The following is an 18,698-nucleotide window of genomic DNA, read 5'->3' on the forward strand; positions in this document are numbered from 1 at the left end:
GCGGGCGTCAGCGCGTGTAGGCCGCCCGTACGGCGTCCTCGGCGAGGGCCAGCGCGTCGGCCCTGGAGAGGCCGAGGCGTCGGGCCTGCTCGGCGTACTCCTGCGCCGCCGTCGACGCGTGGCGGGCCGCCGCGTCGCCCGCGGCGGCGATGAACGTCCCGTTGCGCCCCCGTGTCTCGATCACCCCGTCGCCCTCCAGCGCGCGGTAGGCCTTCGCAACGGTGTTGGCGGCGAGGCCCAGCTCCCCGGCGAGACCGCGCACGGTCGGGAGGCGGTAGCCCACGGGCAGGGCACCCGAGCGGGCCTGTTCGGACAGCTGGGCGCGCAGCTGTTCGTACGGGGCGGTGGCGGAGTCCGGGTCAACGGCGATCTTCGGGGTCACGCGCCGATTCTCCCCCACCGCCGGAAAATCGGAGGCGACCGGGCGGGCCGGCCCGCTACCGTCCGGCGAATGACGGTGATGGTGCGTGACTTCCGGCCCTCCGACGCGGAGGCCTGGGTACAGGTGCGGCGTGCCGCGCTGCCCTGCATGGTGACGACTCCGGAGCAGGTCCTGAGCGACCTGGCCCGGGCCCACCCCGGCCGGCACTACCGGCTGCTGGTCGCCGAGGAGGACGGCGAGGTGATCGGGACGGCGCAGGTGGGCGTCTCCCACGAGAGCCCGCAGCCGGGCCAGGGTTTCTGCAATCCGTATGTGCGTCCGGACAGGAGGGGGCGGGGCGCGGGGGCGCTCCTGACGCGGGCCGGCGAGGAGCATCTGACGGACGTGGGCGCGACCGACGTCTACACCTGGGTACTCGACGAACCGGGCAACCGCGCGTTCGCGGAGAGGCGCGGCTACGCGGCGCGCAGACCGGCGCACTTCCTCCGTCTCCGTCTGGCGGAGGGCGCCCTGCCCCCGCTCCCGGAGCTCCCCGCCGGGGCGGAGCTGCTCACGGCCGCCGATTTCGAGGACGATCCGCGCCCGCTGTTCGAGGCCGACGCCCAGACGACGGCGGACGAGCCGAGTGACGTCCCGGTGGAGTTCTCCGACTACGAGGACTGGCTGGCCACGACCTGGCGACGGCCCGGGCTGGATCACGCGCTCACCACCGTCGTGACGGTGGACGGGCAGGTCGCCGCGTTCAGCGCGGCGATGACCGACGGTCTCACCCGCTACTCGTCGGCCATGACCGGCACCCTGCGCGCCTTCCGGGGCAGAGGGCTGGCGAAGCTCGCCAAGAGCGACTCGCTGCACCGGGCGCGGGCCGCCGGATACACGGACGCCTACACGGGCAACGACGCCGACAACGGTCCGATGCTGGCGGTCAACCGCTGGTTCGGCTACGAGATCTGCGCCACGGAGGTGCGTCATGTCCGCCGGCTCGCCTGAGAACGACCTGTCCGAGAACACTCTGTCCGTCCACCTGGTCAAGGCGGGCAGCACCAAGATCCGCTACCCGGCGGACCTCGTCGGCGACGACGGCACCCGCATCACCGTCCGGGCCCCCTGGGCGGCGCCGCACGCCCGTGACTTCGGCTTCGTACGGTTCGAGCCGGGCGATGTCCTCACCGAGCACTACTGGCGTGACCGGTGGTACGCGGTGAAGGAGGTCCGCACCGGGGGCGGGCTGCTGAAGGGCTGGTACTGCGACATCACCCGGCCCGCCGTGCTGCGGGGCACCGAACTCCTGGTCGAGGACCTGGACCTGGACCTGTGGGTGTCGGCGGACGGATCCTCCGTACTGCGGCTGGACGAGGACGAGTTCGAGGAGAGCGGTCTGGCCGCCGGCGACCCGCCGGCGGCGGAGGCCGCCGTCCGGGCCCTGGACGAGCTGGACCACCTGGCCCGCACGGAGGGGATCGCGGGGCTGCTCGCCTGAGACGGAGCACCCTCGGCCTCGGTCGAGCGGGCCTCGAAGGCCGGCCGGGCGGCACCTCAGGGCGCGACCAGCTCCACCTCGTGCCCCGCCGTGTCCACCAGGCGGGCCGCGTGGGGACCGCTCTCGTCGGCGTACGGAGGCAGGCCGCTCGTCAGCGGCCGCCAGCCGTGTCCCGGAGCCTCTGCCACCAGGGCGTCGAGCGCTGCGCGGTCCCGGACGTGGAACGCCAGGCGGCCGATGCCGGGGCGCTCCGTGCCGTGTCCACCACCGGGCAGGTCGGGGGTGTGCCTGACCACCACGTAACTGTCGCCCCGCCGCCAGCTCCGGCCGTACGCCCAGCGCTGGTACGGGACATGGCCGAGGCGTCCGAGCAGCCAGCCCCACTCCGCGTCGGCCTCGGCCGGGTCGGGCGCCCACAGCTCGACGTGGTGCAGCCGGCCGGTGGGGGCCGCCGCGACCGGCAGCGGGACGGCGCGCCGGGCGCCCCGCGGGGCGTACGCGACGGTGTCGTCGTCCTCGTGCCAGTGGATCAGGAAGCGCTGCTCCGCGCGGTACCCGTCGAGCCCCGCACGGCAGTACGCCACCATGTCGTCGGGCAGCGCGTCCAGGGGGAACCAGTCCAGCTCGGAGCACTTGTCCGGCTCCGCGTTGCGGGGCGGGCGCGCGGGGTCGTGATCCGCCTCGAAGAACCAGCCCATCCTGGGGTTGCCGCCCGGTCCCCTGTGCTGCATGACCAGGGCCACCCGAAGCTCGTCCGGGTCCAGCTCGACGCCGATCTCCTCCGCCGCCTCCCGGATCATCGCCGCCCGGACGTCCTCTCCGTCCTCCGCGTGACCCGAGGGGGCGTGGAGCAGCCCGTCGGCATAGCCGGTGCCGGCCCGCCGGGCGAGCAGCACGTCGGAGCCCCTGCGCAGGATGAGGTGGACGTCGACGACCTCGGTGTGCCGGTGCGGGGGCTCGGCGCGGGCCACCAGGGCGTACCTGTCGTCGTCGACCTCCTTGCCCCAGAGCCGGGAGTCCTCGGACAGCGGCTCGTGGTGGACCCGCTCCGTGTGCTCGGCGAGGAGCGCGGTGAGGTCGGCCGCGGAGATCCCGGTGCCGTCCCACACGCCCTCGATCAGCACCAGCCGGCCGCCGGGCCGCAGCAGCGTGAACCAGTGCCGCAGGACGGCCGCCGGGTCGGGCAGCAGCCACACGATGTGCCGGGCGAGGATCACGTCGAACCGCTGCTTGCCGACCGGGGGGTGCGCCGCGTCGCCGACGAACACCTCGGTGCCCGTCCCGGCCAGCTTGGCCCGCGCCCGCTCCACCATCCGGGCCGAGCGGTCGACGGCGGTGACGCGGTGCCCCTGGCCGGCGGCGACCAGGGCCAGGCTGCCCGTACCGCATCCGAGATCGAGGACCGCGGAGCGTGCGGTGGGCAGCCAGGTCTCCATCCGTCGCGCCCAGGCACTGCGGACCACCGGGTCGTGGAGGCCGTGGTCGGGTGCGTCGTCGAAGGAGTCGGCGGCGTCGTCCCAGTCGATCGTGGTCATGCCCCGATCCTCTCAGCCGCCGCCGACATTCCCTCAGCCCCGGTTCCGCGCCGGCGCCTTCCTCACCAGCGGCCAGGCCAGGATCAGCGCGACGACGACGTAGACCGTCACGGAGAACGGGGTGTTGACGAGCCCGGTCACGCTGCCGTCACTGATCTGGAGGGCGCGCCGCAGCTGCTGTTCGGCGGACGGGCCGAGGATGACCGCGATGATCGCGGGGAGGACCGGCAGGCCGTACCGCCGCATCCCGAAGCCGATCAGCCCGATCACCAGCAGGATCACCAGGTCGACGGCCTCCCCGCCGACCGCGTACGCCCCGACCGCGGCGAAGAACAGGATGCCCGCGTAGAGGTAGGGGCGCGGGATCCGCAGCAGCTTCGCCCAGAGCGGCGCGAGGGGCAGGTTCAGCGCGAGCAGCAGCACCATGCCGACGAAGAGGGAGGCGATCAGGCCCCAGACCAGCTCGGGTTCGCGTTCGAACAGGAGCGGGCCGGGCTGGATGCCGTACTGCTGGAAGGCGGCCAGCATGACGGCGGCGACGGCCGTGGTGGGCAGGCCGAGCGTGAGCATGGAGACCAGGGTGCCCGCGGCGGAGGCGGAGGCCGCCGACTCCGGTCCGGCGACGCCTTCGATGGCGCCCTTGCCGAATTCCTCACGGTGCTTGGAGAGCCGCTTCTCGGTGACGTACGAGAGGAAGGTGGGGATCTCCGCGCCACCCGCGGGGATCGCGCCGAACGGGAAGCCGATGAGGGGCCCGCGCAGCCACGACTTCCAGGTGCGCCGTACGTCGGACCTGCCCAGCCAGGGGCGGCCGACGGGGATCGGCTTCCCGCTGGTGCGGCGCAGGTGGGCGGCGACCCAGAGGGCCTCCCCGATGGCGAAGAGGCCGACGGCCACGATCACCACGTCGACGCCGTCGGCCAGTTGGAGCGAGCCGAAGGTGAGACGCTGCTGGCCCGTCATCTGGTCCAGGCCGACGAGGCCGATGGTGAGGCCGATGAGGAGCGACGCGAGGCCGCGGATCCGGGAGGAGCCGAGGACGGAGGTGACCGCGATGAAGGCCAGCACCATGATGGCGAAGTAGTCGGGGGCGCCGATGTCGACGGCGAGCGAGGCGACGGTCGGGGCGAGGACGACCAGCAGGATGGTGCCGATCATGCCGCCGGCGAAGTGACCGATGGCCGCGGCGGCGAGCGCCTGGGCGCCCCGGCCGGCCTTCGCCATCGGGTTGCCCTCGATAGCGGCGACCACGGCCGCGCTCTCCCCCGGGGTGTTGAGGAGGATCGAGGTGGTGGAGCCGCCGAACATCGCGCCGTAGTAGATCCCGGCGAACATGATGAAGGCGCCGGTCGGTTCGAGTCCGTACGTCACCGGCAGCAGCAGTGCCACGGCCATGGCGGGGCCGATGCCGGGGAGCACCCCGATGGCCGTGCCGAGGAGGACGCCGAGCGCGGCCCAGAGCAGGTTGACCGGCGTGAGCGCCGTGCCGAAGCCGTCGATGAGGGAGTTGAGGGAATCCATCGGTCAGAGCACCCCCATCAGCGGGCCGCCCGGGAGGGGCACCCCGAGCAGGTTGTCGAAGACGAAGTAGGTCACCAGGGCGAGCCCGGCGGCGATGAGCGGATCGCGGTCGAGGTGGCGGCTGCCCAGCGCGTAGGCGGAGCCCCAGAAGAGGAGGGCGCCGGAGATCGGGAAGCCCAGCGGGCCGATGAGGACGGCGAAGGCGAGGAAGACGCCGGTGAGCAGGGCGACGGTGCGCCGGTCCGCGGGTTCGTCGAGGTCGACGTCCTCGCCGGCCTCCGCCTCGCCGCGGCCGCCGCGCAGGACGTCGACGGCCAGCAGCACGGCGACGGCCAGCAGCCCGATGCCGACGGCGACCGGGACGGTCCTGGGTCCGACGGGTCCACGCTGGGTGATGTCCACGCTCATCGTCAGGGCGTCGGTCAGGACCAGGACGCCTAGCACGAGCAGCAGGACGCAGACGCCGAGTTCGGAGTGTTCGCGCAGCCAGGCGCGCGCGGTGGCGGGCCGGGCGGGAGTGTTCTCGTCGCTCACAGTCCCAGCTCCTTGAGGACGGTGGCGACGCGGCGGTCCTGGGCGTCCAGGAAGTCACCGAAGGCGTCACCGGCGAGGAAGGCGTCGTCCCAGCCGTTCTTCTTCATGGAGTCCCGCCACTGCTTCGAGTCGTGCAGCTCGCTGACCAGACCGATCAGCTTGTCGCGCTCGGCCTCGGAGAGTCCGGGCGGGGCGACGATGCCGCGCCAGTTGGTGAAGTCGGTGTCGAGACCGGCCTCGCGGAGGGTGGGCGCGTCGAGACCCGGGACCCGCTTCGGACCGGTGACGGCGAGCAGCCGCAGCTCACCGGCCTCGATCTGGTCCAGGTACTCGCCGACGCCGGAGACACCGAAGCCGACCTTGTTGCCGAGGATCGAGGCGAGCAGTTCGCCGCCGCCGTCGAACGGGATGTAGTTGACCTGCCGGGGTGCGATCCCGGCGGCCTTCGCCATCAGCATCGGCGCCAGGTGGTCGGGCCCGCCGGGCGAGGAGCCGCCGCCGACGGGGATCTTCCCCGGGTCCTTCTTCCAGGCGGTGAGCAGCTGGTCGATCGTCCTGTACGGGGAGTCCTTGGCGACGACGACGATGTCCTGCTCCTCGGTGAGCCGGGCGATCGGAGTCGTGTCACCCAGGGTCTTGGGCGACTTGTTGGTGTGCACGGCGCCCACGACACCGAGGCCCATGGACATGGCGAGCTTGCCGTTGCCGTGCTCGGCGGCGAGCCGGGTCACACCGACGGTGCCGCCCGCGCCGGGCAGGTTGAACACCTCGATGCCGTGGGTGAGCCCCGCGTCCTCGGCGTTCTTCGCCGCGGTGCGCGCCGTGATGTCGTAACCGCCGCCGGGTGTGTTGGGGACCATGAAGCGCAGTCCGGGGATCTGCGTGCCGGTGTCGGAACCGCTGCCGGTGGACAGCAGCGGCGGCCCGACGAGTACCAGCAGCGCTGCCCCGAACAGGGCGAGTGGAGTGCGCAGTCGCACCGGATGCCGCCTTTCGAGCCGTACGTGCAAGCGTGTGAGGTGGCCCACATGTTGCCTGCGCGTTAACGACCTGTCGCCTTTCCGGAACCAATGGACGTTGTGGTCGTTGTGGTCGCGCCCTACCGTGGCCGCGTGACGAAAGTGCTGGTGGTGGACGACGACTTCATGGTCGCGAAGCTGCACAGCCGGTATGTGTCCGCATTGGACGGTTTTACGGTCGTCGGCGTGGCCCACACGGGCGCCGAGGCCCTGCGGACGGCCCGCAGAACACGCCCTGACCTGGTCCTGCTCGACATCTACCTGCCCGACATGGACGGGATACAGGTCCTGCGGGAGCTGCGCGCGGCGGAGGAGCGGGACGGCGACGCCCACAGCGCGGACGCCCTCTTCATCACCGCCGCCCGCGATGCCGGAGTGGTCAGGGCGGCGCTGCGGGCGGGCGCCCTGCACTATCTGATCAAGCCGTTCCACCGCTCCGCCCTCCAGGAGCAGCTGCAGCACGTGGCCTCGCTGCGCAACCGCCTCGACGCGCTGGACGAGGCACGCCAGGAAGCCCGCCAGGAGGATGTGGACCGTATCTTCGGCACCCGTCCGCCGGGCTCACGTGAGCTCCCCAAGGGCCTGGCGGCCCACACCGCGGACCTGGTCGAACGCGTCCTGCGTGAGCATCCGGGCGGACTGTCGGCCTCGGAGTGCGCCGAGGCGGGTGCCCTCTCGCGGGTCAGCGCGCGACGTTACCTGGAGTACTTCGCGGAGACCGGCCGGGCCGAGGTGTCGCTGCGCTACGGCGGGACGGGCCGGCCGGAGCGCCGCTACCGCGCGGTGTCCTGAGCCGCTCCCCTCCGAGGGCATTTCGCTGCCCTGTTCACGTAACGCTCGGCCCCCGGCCATGCGCTGCGTGTGAGCATGACATCAATTCCCGGCAGCGTGTCCGAGGTTGGCGCAGATCAACCGAGGAGGGCGTAACCCGTGGTCGCGAATTCCGTGTCCCGCAGGCAGATGTTCGGATTCGGCGGGGCGGCAGCCGCCGCGCTGATGCTCGGGACGGGGGCGTGGGAGGCGCAGTCCGCGTTCGCCGCGCCCGCCCTGAAGGGTGACCCGTTCACCCTGGGTGTCGCCTCGGGCGACCCCACGTCGGACGGCGTCGTGCTCTGGACCCGCCTGGCTCCCGAACCCTTCGCGCAGGACGGTCTCGGCGGCATGCCCGCGAAGCCGGTCCGTGTGCACTACGAGGTGTCGCTCGACGAGCGGTTCCGCCGGGTCGTACGCCGGGGCAGCGTCGTCGCGAGTCCCGAACTGGCGCACTCCGTCCACCCGGAGGTGCACGGGCTCGCCCCCGACCGCACGTACTGGTTCCGCTTCAAGGCCGGCTCCGCGATCTCCCCCGTGGGCCGTACGCGCACCACTCCGGCCCCCTCGGACAACCCGCGCGGACTGAAGTTCGCCTTCGCCTCCTGCCAGGCCTGGCAGGACGGCTACTTCACGGCGTACCACCACATGGCGCGGGAGGACCTGGACCTGGTGGTGCACCTCGGCGACTACCTCTACGAGTACGGCGTGAAGACGAACAAGCGCGGCGTGACGACCGATCCGAAGTTCCACACGGAGACCCTCGACCTCGCCCGCTACCGCCTCCAGTACGGCCTCTACAAGTCCGAGGCCCCACTGCGCGAGGCGCACGCCAACTTCCCGTGGATCATGACGTTCGACGACCACGAGGTGGAGAACAACTGGGCGGACGAGACCTCCGAGAACAACCAGGACCCGAAGACGTTCCTGCAGCGCAGGACCGACGCCTTCCAGGCCCTGTACGAGCACGCGCCGCTGCGCCGGCCCCAGTTGCCGAAGGGCCCCGACGTACAGATGTACCGCAGGCTCTCCTACGGCCGGCTGGCCGACTTCACCATGCTCGACACCCGCCAGTACCGCGACGACCAGCCGTGCGGCGACGGTTCGTCGGCCGACTGCGCCGACCGCTTCGACACGGACCGGACCCTGCTCGGGGCCCGGCAGCGGGACTGGGTGCTCAAGGGCTTCAGCCGCTCGCGGGCGCGCTGGCAGATCCTCGGCAACCAGGCCCCGATGGGCCAGACCGACCAGGACCCGGGCGAGGCCACGAACGTCTTCATGGACCCGTGGGACGGTTACGTCGCCGAGCGCAACCGGCTCCTCGCGGAGGCGGACACCCGCGGGGTGCGCAACCTGGTCGTGATCACGGGTGACCGCCACCAGAACTACGCCTGGGACCTCAAGCGCGACTACGCCGACCCGGAGTCGGCGACCGTCGGCTCGGAGTTCGTGGGCACCTCGATCACCAGCGGTGGTGACGGCGCGGACATGACGGCTCAGGGCGAGACCTTCCTCGCGGCGAACCCGCACATGAAGTTCTTCAACAGCCAGCGCGGCTACGTCCGCGTCACGGTGGACCGGGACCGCTGGACGAGCGACTTCCGCGTCCTGCCCTTCGTGACGAAGCCGGACGCCACGATCAGCACCCGCGCGAGCGTGGTCGTGGAGGACGGCACCCCGGGCGTCCAGGTCTGACTTAGGCCGGTGGGAAGTCACGGACGCCTGATTCGGGCATTCCGCCCGGATGTGCGTCCGTGACTTCCCATCGACCTGTTTCCTCCATTAGGGAGAGCTTAAGGGCGGCATAAGGGGCGCCACCTGGGGCTTTTGCCCTCCTGACGGCGGCTAGTTTGCTGGGCAACCAGCCGTGCCGCCGAAGGAGAACCACCACCATGGCCGTCATCACCACCGCCCGCCGTCGGACGAAGAGGGCCGCCGGAGCCGTCGTCGCGCTCGGCGTCGCACCGCTCGCGCTGACCGGTCTGTCCGCCGCCCCGGCGGCCGCCCACGGTTCGCTGAGCGATCCGGTCAGCCGGGTCTCGGCCTGTTTCGCGGAGGGGCCGGAGAGCCCGCGGTCGGCGGCCTGCCAGGCGGCGGTCGCGGCGGGCGGGACCCAGGCGCTGTACGACTGGAACGGCGTGAACATCGCCAACGCCGCCGGCAAGCACCGTGAGCTGATCCCGGACGGCAAGCTGTGCAGCGCGGGCAACGACAAGTTCAAGGGGCTCGACCTGCCGCGCGCCGACTGGCCGTCCACGCCCATGGAGGCGGGCAGCCACACCTTCCGGTTCCGGGCGACGGCTCCGCACAAGGGCTCGTTCGAGCTGTACCTGACCAAGGCGGGCTACGACCCGGCGCAGCCCCTGAAGTGGTCGGACCTCCAGGAGAAGCCGTTCGCCACGGCCACCGACCCGACGCTGGAGGACGGTTCGTACGTCTTCGACGGCACCGTGCCGGAGGCGTCCGGGCGTCAGTTGATCTACACGGTCTGGCAGCGGTCGGACTCCCCCGAGGCCTTCTACGCCTGCTCCGACGTGGTCTTCGGCGGCGAGAAGTCCGGCAGCGGTTCCGTCGCGGCCGTGCCGGCGCCGGCCGCGTCCGCCCCGTCCGAGCAGGAGATCGAGAAGGGCGCGGAGCAGTCGTCCGTCGAGCACGGCGGCCACGGTGACGACGACGCCTCGACCGGCGCCGAGGTCACCGAGGCCGCCCCGGCCGAGGACGCCGGGGCGAACGCGCCCGAGCCGAACAGCGTCGCCGCCTCCCCGGCGGACACGGCCCCGGCGGACACGGCCCTCGCCGAGACGGGTGGCAGCAGCAGCACCTCGTACCTCGCGATGGGCGGAGCCGCCGCGCTGGCCCTCGGGGCGAGCGCGCTGTTCGTCTCGGTCCGTCGCCGGTCCTCGGGCGGCGCGCACCGCGCCTGACCGGTGGTGACGGCGGGGCCTGTCTCCGGGCCCCGCCGCACGTCCCGTGTCTCAGCCGACGACCGAGGCACAGGTGGTCGGGGTGGCGTGCGCCGGGTCGAGGGCGTTCACCACCTCGTGGAAGGCGATCCTGTCGATGGTCCCGATCGTGACGTGCTCGGACAGGTCGACCGGGCACAGGTCCTGGAGCAGGACGTTGCGTACGTCCGGCCCGTCCAGGTACTGCGTGCGGTACGGGGTCACGACTTCGTCGTACCGGGTCGCGATGACGGTGTAGCGGACCCCGGGCACGGTGTCGCCGCCCGCGTTGAGCTTCGCGAGGAAGGCGGAGCCGGCGATCTGGTCGGCGAGGCCCGGGGTGTGCGTCGTGAGGAGGTCCTCGGCGCCCGGGAAGTACGGCAGCAGCCGGGTGAGGCCGAGAAGCGTGGTGCCGTGGTTGTCGGGGGCGATCCCGACGAGTGTGTTCACCTTGTCGGCGCCGCCGAGGAACTTCAGGTAGTAGCGGGGCATCATGCCGCCCTGGGAGTGTCCGACGAGGTCGGCCTCGGGCGCGCCGGTGGTGCCGAGCACCTTGTCGACGAACACGTCGAGCTGTTCTGCCGACGTGTCGATCGGACCCAGGCCGTTGAAGAAGGGCACGCCCGGGAGCCGGCCGTAGTCGAGGGAGAAGACGCAGTAGCCCCGGTTGACGAGGTACGGCGCGAGGACCAGCCAGTTGTCGACCGAGTTCCCGAAGGTTCCGTGGACGAGGACGACCGGGCGGGGGTGGGCTGCGGAGGGCTTGCAGGAGTAGTCGTTCCATCCGCGGGACGGAGCGGCGGCTTCCGTCGCGGTCGCGGTCGCCGTGGGGGCGACGAGCGCGGCGACGGTGAGGAGCAGGGCGGCGAGGGTGCGGCGTGCGCGTGGGGAGCGCCGGGCACGGGTCCGGGGCAGCATCGGGTGGTCTCCTTGCGGCTCAAGGGAGTTGCGATGTCGGTGCGCCCTGCGGCCCGGACCACAGTGGTACTGCGTGGGCATGGCTTTGCGTGCTCATGCCAAGTTACGCACGGGTAAGGCCGTGGGGGAAGTTACGCGTCGGTAAAAAGATTCCGGTGCCCCGGGTCAGGCCGCGAGCCGTCCCGGCTTCACGGCCCCCGGACCGAACCTCGCCCGCAGCCTGTCGGACACCGCCTCGATCCGCCGCGCCCGCTCGTCCACCGGGTCGAAGGTGAGCTGGTGGGCGGCGCGTTCCGCGTCGTGAAGCCCCTCCGCCCGCAGCCCGATCCCCCGCACCCGCGCCCGCTGCAGGGCGAACGAGTCCTGGATCCGGTACGCGAGCGAGGTGAGCGCCGCCGAGTGCGCGGTGGGCTCCGTGAGCGTACGGCTGCGGGTCAGCGTCGCGTAACCGGTCCGGTCGGCGTAGCGCACGGAGACCGCGAGCGAGCGGCACACCTGGCCGTCGCCGCGCAGCCTGGCCCCCAGCTCCTCGGTGAGCGAGAGGAGCGCGCGGCGGTGCTGCTCCGGGTCCAGCTCGTCGCGGGGGAAGGAGCGTTCGGCGGCGATCGACCGTGCGGCGGCGTTCGGCACGACCCGCGTACGGTCGATGCCGTTGGCCCGCTCCCACAGCTCGCGCCCGGTCCGTACGCCGGTGATCCGCTGCAGGGTGGCGAGCGGCGCGGCGGCTATCCGGCCGATGGAGTCGAGCCCGTATCCGCACAGGGTGCGCGCGGTCGCCGCCCCGACGCCGTCCAGTGCGGCGGCGGGCCTGGACGCGAGGAAGCCGGCGTGCTCCCCGGGGGGCACCACGAAGGTCGTGCCGGGCGCCGCCTGCCGTGCGGCCATCCTGGCCAGCATGGGGTTGGCGGCCGCCCCGATCGCGCAGTCCACGCCGTGCAGGGCGAGAGCCCGCACCCGGATCACGGAGGCAAGGCCCGCCGCGTCCTGCCCGAAGTAGCGCAGCGCGCCGCTGACGTCGGCGAGCGCGACGCCGGGCGGGGCCGCCTCGACGACCGGGGTGAACGCCCCGAGGAGGGCGAGCAGTCCCTCGTAACCCGCGCTGTCCGGCAGTCCGCCGCCGATCCGGCGGAACCGCAGGCACAGGACGGCCGGCTGGTCGTTCATCCCGCGCTCCCCTGGCTCCGGTGCCACAGTTTCCTTCCGGTGGGCGTCCCTTCACCGGCTGGCTGGAGGTCGGCCCACGGGTTCATCTCGTAGCCGGTCGGCAGCTGGATGCGGCGGCCGTCGTCGGGTGCCTCCTCCTCGCCGGAGGCCGGCTCCTCCGCCAGCCGTGCCGCGACCGCGTCGAGGCCGCCGGTGCGGCGGAGTTCGGCCAGCTCCGCCAGGTTCCAGGCCGCCGAGCCGACCACGCTCATGCTGCGCGCGCCGCGCCGCTGGACCACACCGCGCACGAGCAGCAGCCAGGAGTGGAAGACGGTGTGCGCGCAGGCGGCGTGGCTGTCGTCGAAGAAGGCCAGGTCGACCAGGCCCGTCCCGTCGTCCAGGGTGGTGAAGATGACCCGGCGCCCGGAGCGGACCGGCGGGGTCTGGGTGGCGACCTTGGCCCCCGCGACCAGCACGGTCTCCCCGTGCCCCGCCTCCCGCAGCCGCTGGGCGGAGACCGCGCCGAGCTCCTTCAGGAAGGCGTGGTGATCACCCATCAGGTGGCGCGACACGTCCATGCTGAGGACGCCGAGCTCGGCGCTGAGACGTTCGGCGTCGTTGAGGTCAGGCAGTCCGACGGTTCCGGTCCTGTGTCCGCCGCCGAGCGGGAGCTGGGCGCCCGCCGCGCCGGAACCGGAGCTCCGCTGGGCGCGGTGGAGCTCGGACAGGTGCAGCAGCAGGTCCCGGCGGTTGGCGCCGAAGGCGTCCAGCGCGCCGACCTGGGCCAGCCGTTCGGCTGCCGGTTTCCCGGGCCTGGCCCGCTGCCAGAAGTCCAGCAGCGAGGCATAGGGCTGCCCGGCCTCGATCCGGGCGACCTCGGCCTCGCTGATGCCGTGGACGTCCGAGAGCGCCAGCCGCAATCCCCATTTGTCACCGTTGTCGCCAGACACCAGTTCGATCCTATGGACGGCCGCCGACCGGTTCACGTCCAGCGGCAGCACCGGAACCCCGCGCCGCCGCGCGTCCGCGAGCAGCAGCCGCTTCGGGTACATCCCCGGGTCGTGCGTGAGCAGCCCGGCGTAGAAGGCCGCCGGGTGGTGCGCCTTGAGCCAGGCCGACTGGTACGTCGGCACGGCGAAGGCGACCGCGTGCGCCTTGCAGAAGCCGTAGCTCCCGAACGCCTCGATGATCTCCCAGGCACGGCCGATCACCTCGGCGTCGTACTTCCTGCGCGCCGCCCGCTGTGCGAACCAGACCCTGATCCGGGCCTGCGACTCGGGGTCGGAGAGCCCGCGCCGCACCCGGTCGGCCTCGCCGCGTCCGCAGCCGGTCATGACGTTCACCATCTCGATGATCTGCTCGTGGAAGACGACCACCCCGTAGGTGTCGCGCAGCGCCTCCTCCAGGTCGGGGTGCGGATACCGCACGGGTGCGCGGCCGTGCCTGGCCTCGATGAACGGCCGCACCATGTCGGCGGCGACCGGCCCCGGCCGGAACAGCGATATGTCGACCACCAGGTCGTGGAAGGTGGCGGGCTGGAGCCGGCCGACCAGATCGCGCTGGCCCGGCGACTCGATCTGGAAGCAGCCGAGCGTCTCGGCGCTCCTGATCAGCCGGTAGGTCTCCGGGTCGCCCTGCTCCACGGCGTCCAGGTCGACCTCCTGTCCCGAGGCCCGCTTCACCTCGGTCACCGCGTGCGCCATCGCCGACTGCATCCGCACGCCGAGCACGTCGAGCTTGAGCAGCCCGAGGTGCTCCACGTCGTCCTTGTCGAACTGCGACATCGGGAAACCCTCGCCGCTGGTGGGCATGACCGGCGTACGCCGCAGCAGCGAGTCGTCCGAGAGGAGCACCCCGCACGGGTGCATGGCGATGCCGCGCGGCAGTGCGTCCAGTGATTCCACCAGATCCCAGAGCCGGCCGTACTGTTCCTTCCGCCCGGCCACGGCGCGCAGTTCGGGCAGCTCCTCCATCGCGGCGCGGGCGTCCCTGGCCCGGATGTGCGGGAAGGCCTTGGCGAGCCGGTCGGTCTCGGCCGGGTCCATGGAGAGCGCGGCGCCGACGTCGCGGATGGCGTGGCGCACCCGGTAGGTCTCGGGCATGGAGACGGTCGCGACCCGCTCGGCACCGAAGCGCCCGATGATCGCGCGGTAGACGTCCAGGCGGCGGGCCGACTCGACGTCGATGTCGATGTCGGGCAGCACGAAGCGCCGCTTGGACAGGAAGCGCTCCATGAGCAGTCCGTGTTCGACCGGGTCGGCGTGGGCTATCCCGAGCAGGTGGTTGACCAGGGAGCCGGCCCCGGAGCCGCGTGCGGCGACCCGTATGCCCATCCCCTTCACGTCCTCGACGACCTGGGAGACCGTCAGGAAGTAGGAGGCGAAACCGTGGTGGGCGATGATGTCCAGCTCGTGGTGCATCCGGTCCCAGTAGTCGCGCCTGCGGTCGTAGCCGTACCGCACCATGCCGGCGGCGGCGCGGGAGGCCAGCACCCGCTGGGCGGTGCGCCGGCCGGCGCCGACGAGGTGCGGTTCGGGGAAGTGGACGCTGCCGAGACCCAGGTCGCCCGCCGGGTCGACGAGGCAGGCGTCGGCGGTGTGCCGGGTCTCCGCGAGCAGCCGCTGCCCCGCGTCCCGTCCGAGCCCCGCGGCGGAGGCGATCCGCTCGGCGGTCTCCCGCATCGCGCCGGCGTCCTTGAGCCAGCGCTCCCCGCTGTCGAGGGGCGAGCGCCGCGGGTCGACGGGGACGAGCCGGCGGGCCGAGTCGAGCACGTCGGCGACGGGGCCCTGCCCGGGGTCGGCGTAGCGGACGGCGTTGGTCAGGACGGCCCGCACCCCCTGCTCGGCGGCGAAGCCGACGGTACGGGCGGCGAGCCGCAGCGATCCCGGGCCGGTGCCCTCGCGGCCGTGGTGGACGGCTTCGAGGCGCAGGGCGTCTCCGTAGATCTCCCGCCAGGGGGCGAGCAGCGCGGCGGCCCGGTCGGGCCGGCCCGCGGCCAGCGCGGCGCCCACCTCGGAGGCGGGGCCGAGCAGCACGGTGAGCCCTTCGGCGGGCAGCGCGTCCCGGCCGACCAGGGGCTGCCCGGCGTCCGGGTCCCCGGCACCGGGGGCGTGGGCGGCGGTGACCAGCCGGCACAGCTCGGCCCAGCCACGGGCGCCGTCCCGGGCGAGGAAGGTGACCCGGGGTGCGGATTCATCGACAAAGGCGCCTCCGCGGACCGGCGTGCGCGGTCGGTGCGTACGCCCTCCTCCGCCGGTCTGCGGCGCCACCGCGAGCTCCGCCCCGAAGAGCGGACGTATCCCGGCCTTCTCGCAGGCCCTGGCGAAGCGGACCGCACCCGCGAGACTGTCGCGGTCGGTCAGCGCGAGGGCGTCCATCCCCCGCTCGACGGCACGCTCTGCCAGCCGCTCCGGGTGCGATGCCCCGTACCGCAGGGAGAACCCGGAAACGGTATGCAGATGCGTGAACCCGGGCATCCGCACCTCCTGGACCGATCCGTACTCACCACCCCCTCGCTCTCCACCATAGACCAAGTTTCGAACGTTCGTACGATAACCGGGCGCGGGGTCACCTCTCCGCCATTCGGCCTGCCCCCGCCTGCGCGAACGCCGGACTCCCCGGACCGTGGGTGCATGACTTTCGCTGACGAGGTGAAGAGCGCCGTCACCACACGGGCCGCGCTACTGGTTGTCGGTGTCCTGGCACTGCAGCTGCTGTTCATCGCCTCGTACGTCGGCGCGCTGCACCGGCCCGACCCGACGGAGGTCCCCTTCGGAGTCGTCGCCCCGCAGCAGGTGTCCGGGCAGCTCGTCACCCAGCTGGGTGATCTGCCGGGCGACCCGCTCGACCCGCGCGCGGTCGCCGACGAGGGCGAGGCCCGCCGGCAGATCCAGAACCGCGAGATCGACGGCGCCCTGATCGTCAGCCCCACCGGGACGACGGACACCGTGCTCGTCGCGTCCGGGGGCGGCACCGTGCTGGCCACCTCACTCACCAAGATCATCAAGGAGGCGGAGGCGCCCCGGCAGCGCACCGTACGGGCCGAGGACGTGGCACCCGCCTCCCCGGACGACTTCGACGGCCTCTCGTCGTTCTACCTGGTCGTGGGCTGGTGCGTGGGCGGCTACCTCTGCGCCTCGATCCTGGCGATCAGCGCGGGCACCAAGCCGGCCAACCGGCAGCGCGCGGTGATCCGCACCGCGGTCATGGCGCTGTACTCGATCGCGGGCGGCATCGGCGGCGCGGTCATCATCGGCCCGGTCCTCGGCGCGCTCCCGGGCAGCGTGTGGGCCCTTTCCGGCCTGGGCGCCCTGACCGTCTTCGCGGTCGGCATGATCACGCTCGCCCTGGAGGCGCTCACCGGCATCGTCGGCATCGGCCTGGCCGTCCTGCTCATCGTGATCGCGGGCAACCCGAGCGCCGGCGGCGCCTTCCCCCTGCCGATGCTGCCGGACTTCTGGCGGGCGATCGGCCCCGCCCTCCCCCCGGGAGCGGGTACCTGGGTGGCCCGCTCGATCGCGTACTTCAGGGGCAACGCGGTCACCGGCCCCCTGCTGGTGCTCTCCGCCTGGGCGGTCGTCGGCACGGCCCTGACCCTGCTCCTGTCGATGCGCGGCCGGGACACGGACGGGGCACGGACGGCGACGGACCCCGCGGGCGGCAGCTCGCGTCCCGGCTGACCACGCGTCCTCGTCCGGCGTCCTCCCTCGGGCGACGGTCTTGACGGCCTGCCCCTGACGCTCAAGTGTGTTCCCCCACCGAAGCCGGCCACCTGTTCCGGGACGGCTCGGGCCGCACCGACATCAGGGGGTGGCCGGCGCCCTGCCGGCGGCAGGAGGCCCGCACCTTCCTGATCCGGATGTGGGAGGCGATCACGGCGATGCAACTGTCCATGCGTCCGGATCTCGGCGTCTCCGCACCGCCCCGACCCCGAGATCCCGCTCCGGGCAGGCCGACACCTGACAAACGTCATCTCTTCCCGTGTACCAGGTCGTTCCCAGGGAGGATGGATGACCGGTGTGACGCGCAGAGGATGGGGAGCCCTGCCACACACACCTGACGAGACGGGATCCGACCATGCCTGACGCCCGACCGCCCTACCGCCCCTGCCGCCGGGGACCGCGCCTGGCCGCCGTGGCATCGGCGGCGCTGCTGTCGCTCGCGGTCGGTGCGCTTCCGGCCGGGGCGGCTCCCCCACCGCCGGCCGCCGCCATCGCGTCCGCCCCGGTCACGTCCGGCCTCGACCGGCAGGCACTCCGCGCCTCCCTGGAGGCCTTCCACCGGGCGGGGATGTACGGGGCCTACTCATCGGTCAGGGACGGCTCCGAGCAGTGGCGCGGAGCGACAGGCGTCGCCGACATCGACAGCGGGCGGCCGATGCGCCCGGACTTCGAGCACCGGATCGGCAGCATCACCAAGACCTTCACCTCGGTGGCCGTCCTCCAGCAGGTGGCCGAGGGCCGAATGGACCTGGACGCCCCGGTCGGCGACTACCTTCCGGAACTGGTGCCGGGCGAACGGGGCCGGGAGGTGACGGTGCGGATGCTGCTCAACCACACGAGCGGCATCGCGGACTACATACTGTCCGCCTTCCCCAAGCTGGTGACGGACCCGGGACAGGCCCTGGACGAGGGCCGGTTCCGCAGGATGGCCCCGGAGGAGTTGGTCCGCCTCGGCCTTGCCGCCGAGCCGCAGGCGCCGCGTGGCACGCACTCGTACGCGAACACCAACTACATCATCGCCGGTCTGCTGCTGGAGAAGGTCACGGGCCAGGACGCGGAGTCGTACATCACCAGGAACGTCATCCGCAAGGCCGGGCTGCGGCACACGTACTTCCCGCGCTCCGCCCGCATATCGGGGCCGCACGCCAAGATGTACGAGTCGTTCTACGGGACCATCGAGCCGGCGCGCGACTACAGCGTCTACGACATGTCCTGGGCCGGCACGGCCGGTGCGATGGTCTCCACGACGAGCGACCTCAACGACTTCTACCGCCTGCTCCTGAGCGGGAAGCTGCTCGGCGCGGCGGAGCTGCGGGAGATGAAGACGACGGTTCCCGCCTACGAGCCGGCACCGGGCCAGGAGGTGGCGGTGCGGTACGGCCTCGGTCTGTCCGCGCTCAAGATGCCGAGCAGCGGCTGGCACTGGGGTCACGACGGTGGCGTGTTCGGGGCCGGGACCTGGGCGCTGTCCACGGAGGACGGACGCCGCCAGGCCGCGATCGGCTACAACCTGATGAAGTACGAGCGGTTCGGCGAGGACGGCACGCCGTTGCCGGACCCGATCGGCGAGGCACTGTTCGGATACATGGACGGAGCGCTGAGCGGCGCCCCCGTCGACCGGGCCCCCGGCACGTCTCCTGTGCCCCGGCGTCCGGTCGCACCCGAGCTGCTGCGGACGGTGAGGTAGCGCCTC

Annotated in this window: 15 protein-coding genes; 7 read left to right on the forward strand and 8 right to left on the reverse strand. The window is 72.5% G+C overall.

The genetic code is table 11. The annotated features are described in order from the left end of the window. Positions 1-7 precede the first annotated feature (7 nt). A complete protein-coding gene (locus tag ACZ32T_RS33570; RefSeq protein ID WP_467371178.1) occupies positions 8-382 on the reverse strand; it encodes a GntR family transcriptional regulator in 375 nt (124 codons plus the stop codon). A gap of 69 nt (positions 383-451) precedes the next feature. Here ACZ32T_RS33570 and ACZ32T_RS33575 point away from each other — a divergent pair, with 69 nt between their 5' ends. Continuing rightward, positions 452-1,372: a GNAT family N-acetyltransferase gene (locus tag ACZ32T_RS33575; RefSeq protein WP_467270830.1), complete on the forward strand. Its 921-nt coding sequence runs from the start codon at positions 452-454 to the stop codon at positions 1,370-1,372. Next, entirely contained in the window at positions 1,353-1,862 is a 510-nt protein-coding gene (locus ACZ32T_RS33580) for a ribonuclease FAU-1 family protein (protein ID WP_467371180.1), read from the forward strand. Before ACZ32T_RS33575 ends, ACZ32T_RS33580 begins: the two co-directional genes overlap by 20 nt. Before the next feature lie 56 nt (positions 1,863-1,918). Here the strand turns inward: ACZ32T_RS33580 and ACZ32T_RS33585 are convergent, their stop codons facing one another. Genes ACZ32T_RS33585 through ACZ32T_RS33600 form a run of 4 tightly spaced genes read right to left on the reverse strand, consistent with a single transcriptional unit; the run spans position 1,919 to position 6,432 of the window. Beyond that, positions 1,919-3,397 (reverse strand): methyltransferase domain-containing protein, encoded by a 1,479-nt coding sequence (locus tag ACZ32T_RS33585; RefSeq protein ID WP_467270826.1) that lies wholly within the window; start codon positions 3,395-3,397, stop codon positions 1,919-1,921. A 33-nt stretch (positions 3,398-3,430) separates the two neighbouring features. Beyond that, on the reverse strand, positions 3,431-4,918 hold the full coding sequence (locus ACZ32T_RS33590) for a tripartite tricarboxylate transporter permease (protein ID WP_467270824.1): 1,488 nt from the start codon (positions 4,916-4,918) through the stop codon (positions 3,431-3,433). Between the two features lie 3 nt (positions 4,919-4,921). Then, complete coding sequence (locus ACZ32T_RS33595) at positions 4,922-5,452, reverse strand: tripartite tricarboxylate transporter TctB family protein (protein WP_467371182.1); 531 nt, start codon at positions 5,450-5,452, stop codon at positions 4,922-4,924. Next, complete coding sequence (locus ACZ32T_RS33600) at positions 5,449-6,432, reverse strand: Bug family tripartite tricarboxylate transporter substrate binding protein (RefSeq protein WP_467270820.1); 984 nt, start codon at positions 6,430-6,432, stop codon at positions 5,449-5,451. The genes ACZ32T_RS33595 and ACZ32T_RS33600 overlap by 4 nt, the downstream gene beginning before the upstream one ends. Before the next feature lie 90 nt (positions 6,433-6,522). On the opposite strand from ACZ32T_RS33600, the gene ACZ32T_RS33605 reads away from it, so the two are divergent. From ACZ32T_RS33605 to ACZ32T_RS33615, 3 genes are all read left to right on the forward strand, one after another. Next, positions 6,523-7,263 (forward strand): response regulator, encoded by a 741-nt coding sequence (locus ACZ32T_RS33605; RefSeq protein ID WP_467270818.1) that lies wholly within the window; start codon positions 6,523-6,525, stop codon positions 7,261-7,263. Between the two features lie 138 nt (positions 7,264-7,401). Then, positions 7,402-8,976, forward strand: a complete 1,575-nt coding sequence (locus ACZ32T_RS33610; RefSeq protein WP_467270817.1) for an alkaline phosphatase D family protein — start codon at positions 7,402-7,404, stop codon at positions 8,974-8,976. Positions 8,977-9,173: 197 nt separating this feature from the next. After that, positions 9,174-10,205, forward strand: a complete 1,032-nt coding sequence (locus ACZ32T_RS33615; protein WP_467371185.1) for a lytic polysaccharide monooxygenase auxiliary activity family 9 protein — start codon at positions 9,174-9,176, stop codon at positions 10,203-10,205. A gap of 51 nt (positions 10,206-10,256) precedes the next feature. Here the strand turns inward: ACZ32T_RS33615 and ACZ32T_RS33620 are convergent, their stop codons facing one another. From ACZ32T_RS33620 to ACZ32T_RS33630, 3 genes are all read right to left on the reverse strand, one after another. Continuing rightward, positions 10,257-11,141: an esterase/lipase family protein gene (locus ACZ32T_RS33620; RefSeq protein ID WP_467371187.1), complete on the reverse strand. Its 885-nt coding sequence runs from the start codon at positions 11,139-11,141 to the stop codon at positions 10,257-10,259. Between the two features lie 165 nt (positions 11,142-11,306). Next, positions 11,307-12,305 carry a DNA polymerase Y family protein gene (locus ACZ32T_RS33625; protein ID WP_467371189.1) on the reverse strand — a complete coding sequence of 333 codons (999 nt, stop codon included), beginning with the start codon at positions 12,303-12,305 and terminating at the stop codon, positions 11,307-11,309. Beyond that, entirely contained in the window at positions 12,302-15,760 is a 3,459-nt protein-coding gene (locus ACZ32T_RS33630; RefSeq protein ID WP_467371191.1) for a DNA polymerase III subunit alpha, read from the reverse strand. The genes ACZ32T_RS33625 and ACZ32T_RS33630 overlap by 4 nt, the downstream gene beginning before the upstream one ends. Before the next feature lie 156 nt (positions 15,761-15,916). On the opposite strand from ACZ32T_RS33630, the gene ACZ32T_RS33635 reads away from it, so the two are divergent. Both ACZ32T_RS33635 and ACZ32T_RS33640 read left to right on the forward strand, forming a co-directional pair. After that, positions 15,917-16,963, forward strand: a complete 1,047-nt coding sequence (locus tag ACZ32T_RS33635) for a DUF3533 domain-containing protein (RefSeq protein ID WP_467270807.1) — start codon at positions 15,917-15,919, stop codon at positions 16,961-16,963. A gap of 397 nt (positions 16,964-17,360) precedes the next feature. Beyond that, entirely contained in the window at positions 17,361-18,692 is a 1,332-nt protein-coding gene (locus ACZ32T_RS33640) for a serine hydrolase domain-containing protein (protein ID WP_467270805.1), read from the forward strand. The last annotated feature ends 6 nt before the right edge of the window (positions 18,693-18,698 follow it).

Source organism: Streptomyces sp. NPDC023573 (assembly GCF_055559735.1).

Excerpts from the sequence above, each read along its gene's own strand:
- ACZ32T_RS33575 (WP_467270830.1), top strand. The coding sequence starts at position 452 with ATGACGGTGATGGTGCGTGACTTCCGGCCCTCCGACGCGGAGGCCTGG.
- ACZ32T_RS33580 (WP_467371180.1), top strand. The coding sequence starts at position 1,353 with ATGTCCGCCGGCTCGCCTGAGAACGACCTGTCCGAGAACACTCTGTCC.
- ACZ32T_RS33585 (WP_467270826.1), bottom strand. The coding sequence starts at position 3,397 with ATGACCACGATCGACTGGGACGACGCCGCCGACTCCTTCGACGACGCA.
- ACZ32T_RS33590 (WP_467270824.1), bottom strand. The coding sequence starts at position 4,918 with ATGGATTCCCTCAACTCCCTCATCGACGGCTTCGGCACGGCGCTCACG.
- ACZ32T_RS33605 (WP_467270818.1), top strand. The coding sequence starts at position 6,523 with ATGGACGTTGTGGTCGTTGTGGTCGCGCCCTACCGTGGCCGCGTGACG.
- ACZ32T_RS33615 (WP_467371185.1), top strand. The coding sequence starts at position 9,174 with ATGGCCGTCATCACCACCGCCCGCCGTCGGACGAAGAGGGCCGCCGGA.
- ACZ32T_RS33620 (WP_467371187.1), bottom strand. The coding sequence starts at position 11,141 with ATGCTGCCCCGGACCCGTGCCCGGCGCTCCCCACGCGCACGCCGCACC.
- ACZ32T_RS33625 (WP_467371189.1), bottom strand. The coding sequence starts at position 12,305 with ATGAACGACCAGCCGGCCGTCCTGTGCCTGCGGTTCCGCCGGATCGGC.
- ACZ32T_RS33630 (WP_467371191.1), bottom strand. The coding sequence starts at position 15,760 with ATGCCCGGGTTCACGCATCTGCATACCGTTTCCGGGTTCTCCCTGCGG.
- ACZ32T_RS33635 (WP_467270807.1), top strand. The coding sequence starts at position 15,917 with ATGACTTTCGCTGACGAGGTGAAGAGCGCCGTCACCACACGGGCCGCG.
- ACZ32T_RS33640 (WP_467270805.1), top strand. The coding sequence starts at position 17,361 with ATGCCTGACGCCCGACCGCCCTACCGCCCCTGCCGCCGGGGACCGCGC.